Source organism: Streptomyces sp. NPDC101227 (assembly GCF_044767545.1).
In the GTDB taxonomy this organism is placed as follows: Bacteria; Actinomycetota; Actinomycetes; order Streptomycetales; family Streptomycetaceae; genus Streptomyces.
On the sequence record NZ_JBIWOD010000003.1, the window covers coordinates 27,879 to 43,200 of the forward strand.

A 15,322-nucleotide genomic window follows, 5' to 3' on the forward strand; every position below is an offset into this window, starting at 1 on the left:
ACGTGCCGAAGCCCGGCCCTTTGGAGAGGGCCGGGCTCCGTTTCGCGTGGCACGGGGGGCGCACAAGGAGGCGCTTGGGCGTGCGCCGGGGGCGCATCGGTGGCAATGGCGAGGGCTGCGGTCGCAGGTGTCACGCGAGTACCAGCCATCCCATCCGTCATGGACGCGCACTCCCCGCCGCTCGCTCAGCGCCTCCGTACGACACCTCCGTACAGCGACGCGCTACAGCACCGCGCTCAAGAACTCCCGGGTCCGCTCGTGCTCCGGGTCCGTGAAGATCTGCTCCGGCGGGCCGAACTCGATGACCCGGCCGGCGTCGAACATCATCACGCAGTCGGAGATGTCCCGGGCGAAGTTCATCTCGTGCGTGACGCAGAGCATCGTGATGTCCGTGGTGTGCGCGATGTCCCGCAGGACGTCCAGCACGCCGGCCACCAGTTCCGGGTCGAGCGCGGAGGTGACCTCGTCCAGCAGCAGCACCTGCGGCCGCATCGCCAGTGCCCGGGCGATGGCGACGCGCTGCTGCTGGCCGCCGGAGAGCTGGGTGGGGTACTTGTCGAGGTGCTCGGTCAGGCCCACCAGGTCCAGCAGTTCGCGGGCCCGCTCCTCCGCGGCGTCCTTGTCCAGCCCCAGGACGTGTACCGGCGCCTCGGTGATGTTCCGCAGCACCTTCATATTGGGGAAGAGGTTGAACTGCTGGAAGACCATGCCGATGTTCTTGCGGATCTGGCGGCTGTGCTTGTCGCTCGCCGGGACGAGCTTGTCACCCTTCTTCTCGTGGGTGAGGTATTCGCCGTTGAGCGTGATGGTGCCCTCGTCCGGCTTCAGCAGCGTCATCATCAGCCGCAGGATCGTCGTCTTGCCGGAGCCCGAAGGGCCGATCAGCGTGACGTGCTTGCCGGAGTAGACCTTCATGTCCAGCGAGTCGAGGACGGTGTGTGAACCGAAGCGCTTGGTGACCTTGTCGAAGCGGATCAGTTCGCTGCCGTCGACCGCCGGGTTCGCGCTCTCGCCGGAGGCGGCCCCGGAGGTGGCGCCGGACGCAACGTCCTGTCCGTTCGCGGTGTTCTTGGGTGTGTGGGAAGTGCTGTCAGCGGACAAGACGACGCTCCAGGGCTCGCAGGAGAAGAGAAGCGGGGTAGGCGATGAGGATGAAGGCGATACCGACGACGGTGTAGGGCTCGACGGTCTGGAAGGTCTGGGAGGAGAACTGCCGTGCCTCGCCCAGCATTTCCAGCACACCGATCGCGAAGAGCATCGGCGAGTCCTTCAGCATCGCGATGACGTAGTTGCCCAGTGCCGGGACGACCCGGCGGATCGCCTGCGGCAGGATCACCGCGATCCAGGTACGGCTGCGCGGCAGGCTCAGCGCGGTTGCCGCCTCCCACTGCCCGGCGGGTACGCCGTCGATGCCGGCGCGGTAGACCTCGGCGGTGTACGTCGAGTAGTGCAGGCCCAGTCCGAGCACACCGGTGACCATGGCGGTGAGCGTGATGCCCCACTCGGGCATGACGAAGTACAGGAAGAACAGCTGCACCAGCAGCGGGGTGTTGCGGACGAACTCGGTGATCGCGATCACCGGCCAGCGCACCACCTTGAGGGAGGAGCGCTGTGCCAGTGCCCATACGAGACCGAGCGCGAAGGCCATCAGCGAGCCGAGCGCCAGCACCTCGAGGGTGACCACGAAGCCCCGCCAGAACGCCGGCATGAAGTCGCCGACCGCGGACCAGTCGAACGTCATCACACATCACCTTCCGTCGCGGCACCGATCGTCGGGCTGGTAGCCGTACGAGCCACCGGGCCGATCGGGCTCGACTGCTTGCCGATGCTCAACCTCGATGTCAGACCGCCCCGTTTGGGCGGGGCCTGGCCGATGCCCGCCTTGGCGTGCCGCTCCACCACACGCATCCCCCGCGTCAGCACAAAGGCCAGTACGAAGTACATGACCAGGATGATCGTGTAGACGGGAGCGCTCTGTGTGGTCGCGTTGCGCACCAGCTGGGCGCCGAAGGCGATGTCGGGCACGCCCAAAATCGACACCAGCGCGGTGCCCTTGAGCAGCTCGATCAGCAGGTTGTTGAACGGCGGCACCATTTCCGGCCAGGCCTGCGGCAGGATGATCTTCCGCAGCTGCTGACCGGGCGAGAAGCTGAGCGCGATGCCCGCCTCGCGCTGACCGGGGGAGACCGCCGCGATGGCGCCGCGGACGATTTCCGAGCCGTACGCGCCGTAGGTCAGGCCCAGCGTCAGGACCGCGGCCCACATCGGGACGAGCTGCCAGCCGAAGCCCATCGGCAGCACGAAGAACACCCAGAACATGAAGATCAGCGCGGAGGTGCCGCGGAAGATCTCGAAATAGGCGCCGGACAGGAAACGCACGGTCCGCAGCCGGTGGGTGCGCGCCATGCCGATCCCGAAGGCCACCACCACGCCGAGTGCCGCGCTGTAAACCGTCAACTGGACGGTGACCCAGACGCCGTTGAGGAGGAGTTCCCACAAACCCCAGCTGATATCGCTCATGGCCGGCACTTCTCCTTGGCGGTGATCGTGGTCATCTGATCCTTCGTGAAACCGAAGGGCCGCATGAGCTCCAGGAGTTCGCCGGACTTCTTCATCTTGTGCAGCTCGCGGTTGAACGCATCGCGCAGATTCGTCTCCGGGGTGCGGAACGCGAAGCCGCCGACGTCGATGACCGGCTTGCCCTTCACATACGGGGTGACCTCGCCGGTCGCCTCGGCCTTGGTGGTCTTCGAGTCCCGAACGACGTTCCGCACGGTCACGGCCGTACCGACGAAGACATCCACCCGGCCCTGCTCGACGGCGAGCAGACCCGCCAGCTGGTCCGGCAGCGTGGTGATGTTCTTGACGCCGGCTTCCTCGCCATAGCCGATTTCGGCATAGCCGACGCCCGTCGCCATCTTTGCCCCGGTCCGGGCGATGTCCTTGTAGGAGTGGAGCTTGAGCGGATTGCCCTTGCGGACGATGAACGCGTCCAGCATCTGATATTCGGGGTCGGCGAAAATGACCTTTGCGCAGCGCTCCGGATTGATGTACATCCCGGCCGCGACCACATCGAACTGCTGGGAATTCAGCCCGACGATCAGCGAGCCGAAATCGGTCGGAAAGGGCTCGACCTTGGGCACACCGAGCCGTTTGAAGATCACCCGGGCGATCGTGGGCGCCGAGCCGGTCATCTTGCCGTCCCGGCCGATGTAGCCGTACGGCTGCTCGCCCGCCAGGCCCAGCGTCACCGAGCCCTTGGCCTTCAGCCGTTCCAGCAGGTGTCCGCCGTCCTTGGCCTCGGCCGTCGACACCCGACTGCAGGCACTGGTCGCTCCTATCGCACCCGCTGCGCCGAGCGCCGCTACCCCCGCGAGCAGCGAGCGGCGACGGATGCCGCCTGTTGATTGTTCTTCGGTTTTTGAGGTCTTCCCGTGTGGTGGAGCCATGGGCGCGCGACTACCCGAAACCCTTCGAACATATGCCGATCGTTTCCGGCCCTTGATGTAAGCGAGGGCAATACAAGTACTGCTGATACGAGCGGCGAGAGTTGTTCCGTTGGCCGGTATTGCCCCCCTACGATCTGGGCATGACCGATCGCTTCATCGAAGTCTCCCTGGACAAGCGCGGCGTCAGCTGCACGGCCAAGTTGCTCGACGACCGCGCGCCGATCACCTGTAACGCCGTCTGGGACGCGCTCCCGCTCGGCGGCGACGTCTACCACGCCAAGTACGCCCGGAACGAGATCTACGCCCTCGTCCCGCCCTTCGCTCCACAGGAGCCGCCGCTGGAGAACCCCACGATCACCCCGATCCCCGGCGATCTGTGCTACTTCACCTTCAGCGAGACCCAATTGGGCACCGCTTCCTACGGCTACGAGCAGGAAGCCAAACACCAGGGCCGCGCCACCGTCGTGGATCTCGCGCTCTTCTACGAGCGCAACAACCTGCTGATCAACGGCGACGCGGGCTGGGTGCCGGGCATCGTCTGGGGCGCGGTCGTCGACGGCCTGGACCGGATGGCGGACGCCTGCCAGGACCTGTGGCGGGCCGGCGCCCTGGGCGAGACCCTCAACTTCCGCCGGGCGTAGGGCGGGCCCTTAGGGGTGGGGCGAACGGATCCCGTAGGGGATGCGGGCGCCCCTTGCGGGCCTCAACGCGGCGGGGCCGGGGCGGTATTCCCGTGGTGCGCCACACGATCGAAATGGGGCACCACGGGGTCGGCAGAGTCACCTTGGGACCGGCCGGGGCACCACGGGGTCAGCCGGTACGTCAGGTGATCGCGTGGTGCACCACAGGATCGCGTGGTGCACCACGCGATCAACCGATGAACCACGCGATCAACCGGCGAACCACGTGACCGACCGATGAGCCACGTGACCGGCCGGCGAATCACGTGATCGACCGATGAACCCGCAACCGGCCGGCGCCCCGCTCGACCGTTCGTTCACCGCATGATCGACGAGCCGCCGCCTACGGCGCAGAGCTCAGGGCAGGGGGCGCGGGGATCCTGGCGGCCCCCGCCTCGTAGAGCGCGTGCGCGGCGCGCAGGACCAGTGCGTCCGCGTGTCGCGCCCCCACCAGCTGCACGCCGATCGGCAGTCCGTCGCGGTCCACCCCACAGGGCAGGGTCGCGGCGGGCTGCTGCGTCATGTTGAACGGATAGGTGAACGGCGTCCAGCCGGTCCAGCGGGCATGGCCGGATCCCTTCGGCACCTCCACGCCCGCCTCGAATGCCGTGATCGGCTCGGTCGGCGTCACCAGCAGGTCGTACGCGCTGTGGAAGCGCCCCATCGCCTGACCGAGTGCCATCCGCGTGTCGACCGCCGCCAGGTAGTCCAGCGCGCTGGAGCGCGCGCCCTGCTCGCAGATCTCCCGCAGCCCCGGGTCGAGCAGCTCGCGCTCGGCGTCGTCCAGGTGCTGTACGACCCGCGCCGCCCCGCTGAACCACAGCGTGTGGAACGCCGCCACCGGGTCCGCGATGCCCGGGTCGATCTCCTCGACCACCGCGCCCAGCCCGGCGAGCGTCCCGACGGCGGTACGGACCGCCGTCGCCACCTCCGCGGCCACCGGCACATCCCAGCCCAGCGACGGGCTGAACGCCACCCGCAGCCCCGAGATCGGCTCGTCCAGCGCCGCGCGGAAGGACCCGGCCACCGGCCCCAGCTGCGACCAGTCCCGCCAGTCCGGCCCGCAGACCACGTCCATCATCAGCGCCGCGTCCGCCGCGTCCCGGGTCATCGGCCCGACATGCGCCAGCGTCCCGAAGGGGCTTGCCGGGTAGTGCGGGACCCGCCCGTAGGTGGCCTTGAGGGCGAAGATCCCGCAGAAGGAGGCCGGGATCCGGACCGAGCCGCCGCCGTCCGTCCCCAGGCTCAGCGGCCCCGCGCCCAGCGCCACCGCCGCCGCGCTGCCGCCGCTGGAGCCGCCCGCGGTGCGCTCCGGGTCGTAGGGATTGCCCGTCACCCCGTGCCGCGGGCTGTCGGTGACACCCTTCCAGCCGAACTCCGGGGTGGTCGTCTTGCCCACGAACACCGCGCCGGACTCCCGCAGCCGGGCCACCGACGGCGCGTCCTCGTCCCACACCGCGCCCTCCTCGCGCACCGTCCGCGAACCGCGCAGCGTCGGCGCACCACGGGTCAGCAGCACGTCCTTGACGGTGACCGGCACCCCGTCCACCGGACCCGCGGGCATCCCCGACCGCCAGCGCTCCGCCGACTCCCCGGCCTCGGCCAGCGCCTCGTCGGCGGCGATCCGGGTGAAGCAGTTCGTGCGGGCATGGGCGGCCTCGGCGCGCTCCAGGACGGCCCGGGTCGCCTCGACGGGGGAGAACTCGCCGGCCGCGTACCCGGCGGTGAGCTGTGCGGCGGTGAGGTCGGCGAGGTGGATGGGGGTCGGTCCGTTCGTCATGCGTCCTCCGAGCGTTGGCCGCCCCGGGGCGAGGCGGCGGGCGGGGCGGAACCGACGGCCGCGCCGTCAGCGGTACGTCACTGCGGTCCCGGCCGGTCTCCACCCCGCCGGTGTCGTTCGCGTAGGGGACTCGATCGCTCGCCGGGCCGACGAGCGGCGTGCGTCGGGAACCTCCACCCGCCGACGAGGGGGAGGGGACAACGCAGGGTTCAGTGCACCGGTACGTACCCCAGGCGTTTGTCGACGACGTTGCTGAGCGGCCGGCCGGCCGACCACAGGTCGAAGTTGTCCTGGAACTGCTCGGCGAGCGCGTCCCGCCAGCCCAGCGTGTCCCCGCTCATGTGGGGCGAGACGATCAGGTGCGGGACGTCCCACAGGGGGCTGTCGGTGGTCAGCGGCTCCTGCTCGAAGACGTCCAGCGCGGCGGCCGCGATCCGCCAGCCGCGCAGCGCCGCCACCAGATCGTCCTCGACGACCAGGGGGCCGCGCCCGATGTTGATGAACCGCGCCCGCGGCGGCATCAGGGAGAAGGCCTCCTTGCCGAACATCCCGCGGGAGGACTCGGTCAGGGGCGCCGCGCAGACCACCCAATCGGCGTGGGGCAGCAGGCCGTTCAGCGCCTCACCCGGGTGGACGAGGCCGAATTCGGGATCGTCCGGGCGCGCCCGGCGGCCGACCAGATCGACCTTGACACCCAGTGCCATCAGGGTGCTGCCGATGGCCCGGCCGATCGGGCCGGAGCCCACCACGACCGCCCGGGTGCCCGCCACCCGGATGGTTTCGCGGTGCTGCCAGCGTCGCTGCCGCTGCAGCTCCCAACTTCCGTAGAAATCTTTGGCCATGGCGATCACCAGGCCGGCGACGTACTCGGCGATCGGCTGCTCGAAGACGCCGCGCGCGTTGGTCACCAGCGTGTCGTCGGCGATCAGTGCCGGGCACAGCAGCCGGTCCACGCCGGCGCTGGCGGTGTGCACCCACCCGGGTTTGGGGCCCTTTTCCGGCCAGGCCCGGCGGATCGCGTCGGAGGTGAAGTCCCAGGCCAACAGCACATCGGCGGAGGGGAGTAGGCCGGACAGTGAGGCCTCGTCGGTATAGATCACCCGGGTCCGGCCGGTCAGGCGGTCCAGCTTCGGCGGCGGGTCGGAACCAAGGACAAGGACGGTGCTTTCGGACATAGGCCAGAAACCGTTCTGAAACGTGTGCCCAGTATCAAGGAAAAGGGCGCCGACAGATGCCTGAGATGGGAGGATTGACCACGCTAAGAAGTCGTATCTACCGTGTCAACAACGGCTCTGTCCCGACGTCCCGGCACGCACCGGCTGTACTACTTCCCCCGGCCACTGGCCTGGCCATTCCACCCCTTCGTTTCTAGGGGCCTTCATGGACGTCTCTTTTCTCGGAGGCCCACAGCCGCAGCTCGGCGTGGGCGTCGTCGCACCCTTCGACTTCGCGCTCGACCGTGAGCTGTGGCGATGGGTTCCCGACGATGTGTCCCTCCACCTCACCCGGACTCCTTTCGTGCCCGTCGAGGTCAGCCTCGATCTGGCCCGTATGGTCAGCGAGCACGAAACCCTGCAGGCCGCCGTGCAGGCACTGTGCGCGGTCTCCCCGCAGGTCATCTCCTATGCCTGCACCTCCGGCAGCTTCGTCGGGGGTGTGGCGGGCGAGCGGGCCATGTGTGCCGCCATGGCCCAGGCGGGGGAGATTCCTTCCCTCACCACATCGGGCGCACTCCTCGAAGCGCTGCGCGAGATCGACGCGCGGCGCATCGCGGTGGTGACCCCGTACACCAAATCGGTCACCGACTCCCTGGAGGACTATCTCGGCGAGGCGGGCATCACGGTCACCGGCCGCGCCTACCTGGGGCTGACCCGGCACATCTGGAAGGTTCCCTACCGCGACGTCGTCGACATGGCCCGTACGGCGGTGGTCGGCGCGGCCGATGCGCTGTTCATCAGCTGCACGAACCTGCCGACCTACGACGTCATCCCGCAGCTGGAGGCCGAACTGCGGATGCCCGTCCTGTCCGCCAACCAGGTCACGATGTGGGCCGCGCTGCGCGCCATCGGCGCGTACGCGGTAGGCCCGTATCAGGCGCTGCTCGACCCGGTGGCGCGGCGCGGCCCCGCCGCGATGACCGGGGCGGGGGCCGGCGTGCCGGAGAGCAGGCCAGGGGGGACCCCCGAGGCCGCGTTCGCCGTACCGGCCACGCCTCTTGACGGGGAGGTGGGCGACGGCGTGGAGCCGCCGCCCTTCCTGCCCGAGGATCCCGGACCCCAGCCCCCGGTGTGAGCCGGGCCCGGCTCCTTCCCCGGATTCCCCGTATCCCCGTACCCGCCCCGCGCTGCCGGCGGTCCCACCGCCGGCGGCCCCCTCCGGACATCCGCACCCACCGCCTCACACGAAAGAGGGACCTGCATGGCATCGGTCGGCTTTCTCTACCCGGGCCACTCCGCGGAGGACGACTACCCCCGGCTGGAAGCGCTGCTCGGCGGCGCGGTCCGGCTCCCGCTCGTCCACACCGACATCGGCGAGGACGCCCACCGGGTCGACGCGCTCCTGGAGATGGGCACCGCCGCCCGGCTCGCGGCCGGCGTCGACGACCTCAAGGAGCGCGGCGCCGAAGCCGTCGTCTGGGCCTGTACGAGCGCCAGCTTCGTCTTCGGCTGGGAGGGCGCCCACGAACAGGTCCGGGAGCTGTCGGCCACGGCCGGCCTGCCCGCCTCCAGTACGTCCTTCGCCTTCGCGCACGCCGTCCAGGCGCTCGGCGCGCACCGGGTCGCGATCGCCGCCACCTACCCCGAGGACGTGGCCGAGCACTTCCGCGCGTTCCTGAAATCCGCCGGTACGGAGGTCGTCTCGACCCGCGGCAGCGGCATCATCACCGCCGCCGAGGTCGGCACCTGGGGCCGCGCGGAGGTGCTGGCGCTCGCGCGGGCCGGCGACCATCCCGATGCCGAGGCGGTGCTGCTGCCGGACACCGCCCTGCACACCGCGGCGTATCTGCCCGACCTCGAAGCCGAGCTGGGCAAGCCGGTCCTCACCGCCAATCAGGTCACGGTCTGGGAAGGGCTGCGCCTGATCGACCGCGAGCTCTCCTGCCCGCCGCTGGGCACGCTCTTCGCGCGGGCCGCGCATTCCTAGCCGTACCGATCGCCGTACCGGAACCGCCGGCGCGGCGCCGGAATAATCGGAGAAGCTCTCCGGTTGACCCCCTCGCAGACCAGCACGACGCGAGGAGGACCCACCACCGTGAGCAGCGAAGTGGACCGCACCCGGGGCAACGATGACGGCATCCGGGGGACCGCCCGGGGTACCGCTCCCGTCCCCCTGTCCGTACTCGACCTGGTGACCGTCGGCGCCGGCAACACCGCCACCGGCGCCGTACGCACCGCCGTCGACATCGCCCGTACGGCAGAGCGCCGCGGCTTCCACCGCTACTGGGTCGCCGAGCACCACTCCATGCCCGGCGTCGCGTCCTCCTCGCCCGCCGTGCTGCTCGCCCACCTCGCCGCGCACACCTCCTGCATACGGCTCGGCTCCGGCGGCGTCATGCTCCCCAACCACGCGCCGCTGGTCATCGCCGAGCAGTTCGGCACCCTGGAGGCGATGGCCCCCGGCCGTGTAGACCTGGGCCTGGGCCGCGCGCCGGGCACGGACGGCGCCACCGCGGCCGCCCTCCGGCGGACCGAGCGGCTGCACGAGGGTGCCGATGATTTCCCCCAGCAGCTGCTGGAGTTGACCCGTTTCCTGGACGGCTCCTTCCCCGACGGCCACCCGTACGCCAAGATCCACGCCGTCCCCGGCCCGGTGCAGGCCACCTCGCCCGGCGGCGTGCAGTCCCCGCACCGCCCGCCGCTGTGGCTGCTCGGCTCCTCCGGCTTCAGCGCCCAGCTCGCCGGCGCGCTCGGCCTGCCGTTCGCCTTCGCGCACCACTTCTCCGCGGCCAACACCGTGCCCGCGCTCGACCTCTACCGCTCCTCCTTCCGTCCCTCCGAGGTGCTCGCCGAGCCGTACGCCCTCATCGGCGTCTCGGCCCTGGCCACCGAGGACGAGCGGGAGGCCCGCCGTCAGGTCATGACCGGCGCCCTGTCGATGATCCGCCTCCGCACGGGCCGCCCGGGGCTGGTCCCCACCCCCGAGGAGGCCGCGGCCCACGACTTCAGCGACCGGGAGCGCGACTTCGTCGACGGCTGGCTCGGCAACGTCATCCACGGCACCCCCGACACCGTCCGCCAGGGCCTCGACGACCTCGCCAAGCGCACCGGCGCGGACGAGCTGATGATCACCGCCAATGCGCACGGCAGCGCGGCCAGGCTGAGGTCGTACGAGCTGATAGCGGACGCGTACGGGCTGCCGCAGGGATGAGCCGGGCCCGCCGCCGCGCTCAGTTCCCCGGCCGCCGCCCCGCGTCCAGGAGGGCCTCCACCCGGTCCGGGGCCACCGGCCGGGAGTAGAGCCAGCCCTGCCCGGTGTCGCAGCCGATCCGCCGCAGCCGCTCCGCCTGTTCGGCGCTTTCCACGCATTCGGCGGTGACGGTCAGGCCGAGGCGGTGGGCGAGCGCGACGAGCGCCTCGACGATCATTTCGTCGGCCGGGTTGGGATGCTCCCGGGAGCGGAAGCCGTGGACGAAGGAGCCGTCCAGCTTGAGGACGGAGACCGGGAGCCGGCTGAGGTAGGCGAGGTTGGAGTAGCCGGTGCCGAAGTCGTCGATGGCGATCCGTACGCCCATGTCGCTGAGCGCCTGAAGGGCCTGCAGGGGCCGCCCTGCCGAGCCCATCACCGCGGACTCGGTCAGCTCCAGCTGGAGCAGATGCGGCGGCAGGCCCGTCTCGGCCAGGATCCCGGCCACGTCCGCGACCAGGTCGGAGTCCCACACCTGACGTACGGCCACATTGACGCTGACGAACAGCGGCTCGCCGCCGGGGTGCGCCAGCTGCCAGGCGCGCGCCTGGTGGCAGGCCCGCTCCAGGACCCAGCGGCCCAGTTCGACGATCGCGCCGTTCTCCTCCGCCAGTGCGATGAACCGATTCGGCGACAGCATCCCGAACTGCGGATGCCGCCAGCGCACCAGCGCCTCGACGCCCTGCGCCCGGCCGTCACCCAGGCCGACCAGAGGCTGGTACTCCAGGGTGAATTCGCCGCGGTCGACGGCCGGGCGGAGCGTGCTGGACAGCGCCTGGCGGGTCATGCGGTGGGCGTTGCGTTCCGGGTCGAAGAGCGTCCAGCGGGCCTTGCCGTCCTCCTTGGCCCAGAACAGCGTGGTGTCCGCGGCCTGCATCAGGCCGGTGGCGGTGGTGCCGGCGGCGGCCCGTTCGACGACGCCGATGCTCGCCGAGACCGACAGCCGCTGCCCGGCCAGGTCGAACGGCCGCTGTAGCGCGTCCAGCACGCACCGGGCCAGCTCGGCCAGCTGTTCGGTGCCGGTGGAGTCCTCCACCAGAAGGGCGAATTCATCGCCCCCCAGCCGGGCCACCAGATGCCCGCCGTGGCCCGGACCGCGGTCGCCGACGGTCTCCGCGCAGCGGGTCAGCCGCTGGGCGACCGCGCTCAGCAGCCGGTCCCCGACCCGGTGCCCGAGGGTGTCGTTGACGGCCTTGAAGCCGTCCAGGTCGAGGTAGCACAGCCCGATCCGCCCGGTGCCGGCCGGCTCGAAGGCGGCCGCCTCCAGGGCGACGGAGAGCCGTTCGAAGAAGAGCGCGCGGTTGGGGAGGCGGGTCACCGGATCGTGCATCTGCAGATGCCGCAGCCGGGCCAGCAGATCGTGCCGGTCGCTGATGTCCGCCACCGACAGCAGCACCCGGTCCTCACCCACCTGCGGCTCGACCGTCACCTCCACCCAGACGGAGTGCCCGTCGCGGTGTTTGAGACGGCGGGTGCAGCGCATCCGGTCGCTGCGGCCGCACAGCACCTCGCGGTAGGCGGTCCACACCAGCGGATCCGCCCCGAGGTCGGTGAGGTCCGCGGCGGTCGCGGCGACCAGCTCTTCCGGGTCGGCGCCGACCAGTTCGCCGAAGGCGGGGTTGGCGGCGAGGACCAGGCCGTCGCGGTTGAGGACGGCCATCGGGAGGCGGGCTGCGTGGAAGGCGGCGCGATAGTCGGCGAGCGCGGCGGCGGTGTCGTCGCAGCGGCCGAGGGGGCTATGGCGCGTACCGCCGGATCCTTTGGTCTGGCCGTCACGTTCCGTCACGTTCGGCAGCGTCGCTCCGCGCGTGCGGCCCGTGCTGTCGGGGTGTCCGCTCACTGCTCGCTCCCGCATGGCGCTTGTCTCGTGATGGAGGGTGCTTCTCGCGCTGGAAAGTGTGGCGATCATAGAGGCTGGTGCAACGGCCGATCCAGCGACGCAGCGACGATCACCGGCACGCATGACGGAACTTCAGCCATTTCTGAACGACTCTGTTCGTGCTGCTTGCACGCTTGGTCGTTTGTCACTTTCCGTTACGGGGCGGCGGAACCCCGCCCGGTCACTCGTCTGGGCTTCCGAACAGGACGAACGGCCGGCAAACGGCACAGGGTGGGTGGCGTCTTCCGATTCCGTCCCTGGAGGTCGATGTGGTGCGCGACCGGACACCCGACGGGGTGGAGCGCCGTCGCCTTCGGCGCCTCGCCGCCGTCGCGACTTCGCTGAGCGCGCTGATCGCGACCTCCATCATCGCGGGGCCCGCCACCGCCTCCGAGGCGGCCGCCGCCTGCGCGCTGGGACGCACCGACGCCCACCACTCCGAGGGCCTGGACAGCTGGAACGGCGCCTACCCCCGCCCCGCGGGCTCCCTCGACGCCGTGATGATCTTCCTGTCCTTCCCGGACTCGCGGCCCATAGCCCGACCGGGCGAGCTGTCCAAGGACTACTTCCCGGCCACATCCCGCTTCTTCGACCGCGCCTCGTACGGCAAGTTCCGGCTGCGTTCGCACCTCCACGGCAAGTGGGTGCAGATGCCGCACCGGTCCTCGGCGTACGGAATACAGCGCGACTGGGACTCCGGGCGCCGGTTGGCGTATCTGCGCGACGCGGTCGCCGCCGCGGACTCCTCGGTGGACTTCAGCCGCTACGACCTGGTCTATTTCGTCGCGGACCCGGACGCCCCGGGCGTCGACTCGGACGCCACCAAGGTCGTCAATCTGGATGAGCCGATGCACGCCGACCACACCGATCTGCGCCGCTTCGTGACCGTCTTCGAAAAGAGCCCGCCGGACCGCAATGTCCTCGCCCACGAGACCGGCCACGTCTTCGACCTGCCGGACCTCTACCACCGGCCGGGCAACGGCAAGGGTGACTGGGACACCTACGTCGGCGACTGGGACCTCATGGGCAGCCAGTTCGGCCTGGCGCCCGACCCCTTCGCCTGGCACAAGTGGAAGCTCGGCTGGCTCGGCGACAGCCAGGTCGACTGCACCCCGCTGACCCGTGCGCCGTCGCTGCACTCGCTGCGGACCCTGTCCGCCCCCCTGGAGCCGGGCGATGACCGCCGCCCGCGGCTGCTGGTGGTCCGCACGGGCCCGGAGAGCGCGCTCGCCATCGAGGCCCGCGGCGCCGTCGGCAACGACCGTTCCGTATGCAGCCAGGGCGTCCTGGTCTACCGCGTGCAGGGCGATACGGCCTCCGGGGCGGGCCCGGTACACGTACTGGACGGGCACCCGGGCACCGCGGCCTGCTGGGGTACCTCCGTCTACCCGCCGCTCGCGGACGCACCGCTGGGGGTGGGGGAGAGCCTTCACGACGTGGACGACGGCGTACGGATCCAGGTCGAGGGGCGCGGCGCGGAGGGCGACTGGACGGTCAAAGTGGCCCGCGACTGAACGGCACCGGCACCCGGCCACGGCGTCCGCCCATGTCGAAGGCCCCCACCGAGGTGAGGGCCTTCGACCGTCTGTGCGCCGCCAGGGACTCGAACCCCGGACCCGCTGATTAAGAGTCAGCTGCTCTAACCAACTGAGCTAGCGGCGCCTGCTGACGGAGGAAACATTAGCATCCGGTCCGGGGAGGGCAAAAATCGGTTTCCCTCAGCCCGGGGTGAGCGCCGGAACCGGCCCCTGAGGTGCGGCTTCGCGCTCCTCCTCGGCCGCCCAGCGGGCCGCCCGGACGCAGGCCCACAGCAGCACGTCGGGGCCGGGCAGCCAGGGGGCGCGGACGTCCGGGGCGACCAGCCACCGCGAAGCGGCCGGGGCGGCGGCGTCCGCGGCGGCGGAGGCGTGCGAGGGGTGCAGCGGCGGAACCGTCACCGCGTCCCCGCTGCCGTGGCACAGCAGCGGCGGCACGGCGCGCGCCCATTCCTCCCAGCCGAGCAGCGACGGCAGCCGCTGCGCGGTCCCGGGGGCGGTGAACAGCAGGATGCGGCCGCGGTGCGCCGCCACCGGTCCCGAGCCGGGGCCCGCGGACCATAAACGGTCCACCATGCGGCGTCCGAACAGCGCGGGGGCGTTGATCACGTCGAAGACGGTGCCGCACGGCAGCACGCTGGGGGCGGCGGGCTGGGTGGCCCACAGGGTCTGGACCGTGTCCGGATGAGGGCTGGCGGAGGCGAGCCAGTCGGCGCCGGCGAGGGTGACGTACGCCGCTGTCGGGAACGTAAGGGTCCGGGGAGTGTCGGGCAGCCAGTCGCTCATGCCGACACCTCGCTCCGCTCGGCCCCGCATTCGCGAGGCGCGCACCTCCTGATGATTCGCTCGCTTCGCTCGCTCATGGGGACAGGTCTACCCATTTCCCGCGTTCCGGTGCTGTGGATTGCGGGAAACCGGGACAGGGCGGTGAGCGGACGAGTATCTTGCCCGCTTTGCATATGCCAGGGGCTCATGATCATGAACTATGAGCCGTTCTGGGGCCGGTGTGACGAGCGGTGCGTGCGAGACATGCCGGCCGGCGCTCAGTCGGCGTCGCCGATGTGCGTGCCGCCGTCCCGCAGCAGACCGCGGCCGAACTCGATCATCTTCTGCGCATAGTCCTCGGACCAGTCCGCCTGCTCGGCGAGCGCGGGCAGCGGCATCCGGTCGAACCGCCGGGGGTCGGCCAGCTGGGCGGCCGCCATCGCCTGGTACTCCGTGGCGCGGTCGGCCGCCACGCGGAAGGCCAGCGCCAGCTCCGTGGAGCGGCGCAGCAGCTCGTGCGGGTCCTCCATCGACTCCAGGTCGAAGAAGTGCTCGGGGTCGGCGACCGCCTCGGGCGGCTCGAAGATCAGCGACGCGGGCCTCCTGCGCCGGGGTGCCGGCGCCTCGGCGCGGCGGTCGGAAGCCGAACGCGGCTGGGACATGTACGTACCTCCAGGATCGTGTGCCGCATTCCATTGTCCCGCCCCGCGCAAGTACGCCATAGGGCCGGATCGGCTACGGCTGCCCGAGCGGCCCGCCCCGCCCCCCTACGGTCTCCGGCGCACCCGGTGCTCCGACAGATGTGCCGGCACGGCGTGATTCGCTTCCCA

General features: G+C 70.8%; 14 protein-coding genes and 1 tRNA gene. 5 read left to right on the forward strand and 10 right to left on the reverse strand.

Annotation, left to right across the window (positions count from 1 at the left end; all coding sequences use genetic code 11):
- Positions 1-222: 222 nt before the first annotated feature.
- The 4 genes from ehuA to ehuB form a co-directional block, all read right to left on the reverse strand.
- The gene (gene ehuA / locus ACIRPT_RS07025) at positions 223-978 is read right to left on the reverse strand and encodes an ectoine/hydroxyectoine ABC transporter ATP-binding protein EhuA (protein WP_403506854.1); all 756 of its coding nucleotides are present in this window, start codon (positions 976-978) and stop codon (positions 223-225) included.
- A 112-nt stretch (positions 979-1,090) separates the two neighbouring features.
- Positions 1,091-1,741 carry an ectoine/hydroxyectoine ABC transporter permease subunit EhuD gene (gene ehuD / locus ACIRPT_RS07030; RefSeq protein ID WP_403823491.1) on the reverse strand — a complete coding sequence of 217 codons (651 nt, stop codon included), beginning with the start codon at positions 1,739-1,741 and terminating at the stop codon, positions 1,091-1,093.
- On the reverse strand, positions 1,741-2,520 hold the full coding sequence (ehuC, locus tag ACIRPT_RS07035; protein ID WP_403823494.1) for an ectoine/hydroxyectoine ABC transporter permease subunit EhuC: 780 nt from the start codon (positions 2,518-2,520) through the stop codon (positions 1,741-1,743). Before ehuC ends, ehuD begins: the two co-directional genes overlap by 1 nt.
- The gene (gene ehuB, locus ACIRPT_RS07040; RefSeq protein WP_403506068.1) at positions 2,517-3,449 is read right to left on the reverse strand and encodes an ectoine/hydroxyectoine ABC transporter substrate-binding protein EhuB; all 933 of its coding nucleotides are present in this window, start codon (positions 3,447-3,449) and stop codon (positions 2,517-2,519) included. Before ehuB ends, ehuC begins: the two co-directional genes overlap by 4 nt.
- Positions 3,450-3,589: 140 nt before the next feature.
- On the opposite strand from ehuB, the gene ACIRPT_RS07045 reads away from it, so the two are divergent.
- Positions 3,590-4,090, forward strand: coding sequence for a DUF3830 family protein (locus ACIRPT_RS07045; RefSeq protein ID WP_403506071.1), 501 nt, complete (start codon positions 3,590-3,592; stop codon positions 4,088-4,090).
- A gap of 382 nt (positions 4,091-4,472) precedes the next feature.
- On the opposite strand, the gene ACIRPT_RS07050 is transcribed toward ACIRPT_RS07045, so the two are convergent.
- The gene (locus tag ACIRPT_RS07050) at positions 4,473-5,909 is read right to left on the reverse strand and encodes an amidase (RefSeq protein ID WP_403823498.1); all 1,437 of its coding nucleotides are present in this window, start codon (positions 5,907-5,909) and stop codon (positions 4,473-4,475) included.
- A gap of 209 nt (positions 5,910-6,118) precedes the next feature.
- Positions 6,119-7,084: a D-2-hydroxyacid dehydrogenase gene (locus ACIRPT_RS07055; protein ID WP_403823501.1), complete on the reverse strand. Its 966-nt coding sequence runs from the start codon at positions 7,082-7,084 to the stop codon at positions 6,119-6,121.
- A gap of 205 nt (positions 7,085-7,289) precedes the next feature.
- On the opposite strand from ACIRPT_RS07055, the gene ACIRPT_RS07060 reads away from it, so the two are divergent.
- The 3 genes from ACIRPT_RS07060 to ACIRPT_RS07070 all read left to right on the forward strand — a co-directional run bounded on the left by ACIRPT_RS07060 (position 7,290) and on the right by ACIRPT_RS07070 (position 10,277).
- Complete coding sequence (locus ACIRPT_RS07060) at positions 7,290-8,201, forward strand: decarboxylase (protein WP_403823504.1); 912 nt, start codon at positions 7,290-7,292, stop codon at positions 8,199-8,201.
- Between the two features lie 126 nt (positions 8,202-8,327).
- Positions 8,328-9,053 (forward strand): decarboxylase, encoded by a 726-nt coding sequence (locus ACIRPT_RS07065; RefSeq protein WP_403823507.1) that lies wholly within the window; start codon positions 8,328-8,330, stop codon positions 9,051-9,053.
- 108 nt (positions 9,054-9,161) lie between these two features.
- Entirely contained in the window at positions 9,162-10,277 is a 1,116-nt protein-coding gene (locus ACIRPT_RS07070) for an LLM class flavin-dependent oxidoreductase (RefSeq protein ID WP_403823510.1), read from the forward strand.
- 19 nt (positions 10,278-10,296) lie between these two features.
- Here ACIRPT_RS07070 and ACIRPT_RS07075 read toward each other — a convergent pair whose 3' ends face one another.
- Positions 10,297-12,099, reverse strand: a complete 1,803-nt coding sequence (locus tag ACIRPT_RS07075; protein ID WP_403823513.1) for a putative bifunctional diguanylate cyclase/phosphodiesterase — start codon at positions 12,097-12,099, stop codon at positions 10,297-10,299.
- 362 nt (positions 12,100-12,461) lie between these two features.
- Here ACIRPT_RS07075 and ACIRPT_RS07080 point away from each other — a divergent pair, with 362 nt between their 5' ends.
- Complete coding sequence (locus tag ACIRPT_RS07080; RefSeq protein ID WP_403823516.1) at positions 12,462-13,706, forward strand: M6 family metalloprotease domain-containing protein; 1,245 nt, start codon at positions 12,462-12,464, stop codon at positions 13,704-13,706.
- Between the two features lie 74 nt (positions 13,707-13,780).
- Here ACIRPT_RS07080 and ACIRPT_RS07085 read toward each other — a convergent pair.
- The 3 genes from ACIRPT_RS07085 to ACIRPT_RS07095 form a co-directional block, all read right to left on the reverse strand.
- A tRNA-Lys gene (locus ACIRPT_RS07085) sits at positions 13,781-13,854 on the reverse strand.
- Between the two features lie 56 nt (positions 13,855-13,910).
- Positions 13,911-14,513, reverse strand: a complete 603-nt coding sequence (locus ACIRPT_RS07090) for a bifunctional DNA primase/polymerase (protein WP_403823518.1) — start codon at positions 14,511-14,513, stop codon at positions 13,911-13,913.
- A gap of 257 nt (positions 14,514-14,770) precedes the next feature.
- The gene (locus tag ACIRPT_RS07095) at positions 14,771-15,154 is read right to left on the reverse strand and encodes a hypothetical protein (RefSeq protein ID WP_403823521.1); all 384 of its coding nucleotides are present in this window, start codon (positions 15,152-15,154) and stop codon (positions 14,771-14,773) included.
- Positions 15,155-15,322 lie beyond the last annotated feature (168 nt).

Excerpts from the sequence above, each read along its gene's own strand:
- ACIRPT_RS07095 (WP_403823521.1), bottom strand. The coding sequence starts at position 15,154 with ATGTCCCAGCCGCGTTCGGCTTCCGACCGCCGCGCCGAGGCGCCGGCA.
- ACIRPT_RS07050 (WP_403823498.1), bottom strand. The coding sequence starts at position 5,909 with ATGACGAACGGACCGACCCCCATCCACCTCGCCGACCTCACCGCCGCA.
- ACIRPT_RS07060 (WP_403823504.1), top strand. The coding sequence starts at position 7,290 with ATGGACGTCTCTTTTCTCGGAGGCCCACAGCCGCAGCTCGGCGTGGGC.
- ehuC (WP_403823494.1), bottom strand. The coding sequence starts at position 2,520 with ATGAGCGATATCAGCTGGGGTTTGTGGGAACTCCTCCTCAACGGCGTC.
- ehuD (WP_403823491.1), bottom strand. The coding sequence starts at position 1,741 with ATGACGTTCGACTGGTCCGCGGTCGGCGACTTCATGCCGGCGTTCTGG.
- ehuB (WP_403506068.1), bottom strand. The coding sequence starts at position 3,449 with ATGGCTCCACCACACGGGAAGACCTCAAAAACCGAAGAACAATCAACA.
- ACIRPT_RS07090 (WP_403823518.1), bottom strand. The coding sequence starts at position 14,513 with ATGAGCGACTGGCTGCCCGACACTCCCCGGACCCTTACGTTCCCGACA.
- ACIRPT_RS07045 (WP_403506071.1), top strand. The coding sequence starts at position 3,590 with ATGACCGATCGCTTCATCGAAGTCTCCCTGGACAAGCGCGGCGTCAGC.
- ACIRPT_RS07065 (WP_403823507.1), top strand. The coding sequence starts at position 8,328 with ATGGCATCGGTCGGCTTTCTCTACCCGGGCCACTCCGCGGAGGACGAC.
- ACIRPT_RS07055 (WP_403823501.1), bottom strand. The coding sequence starts at position 7,084 with ATGTCCGAAAGCACCGTCCTTGTCCTTGGTTCCGACCCGCCGCCGAAG.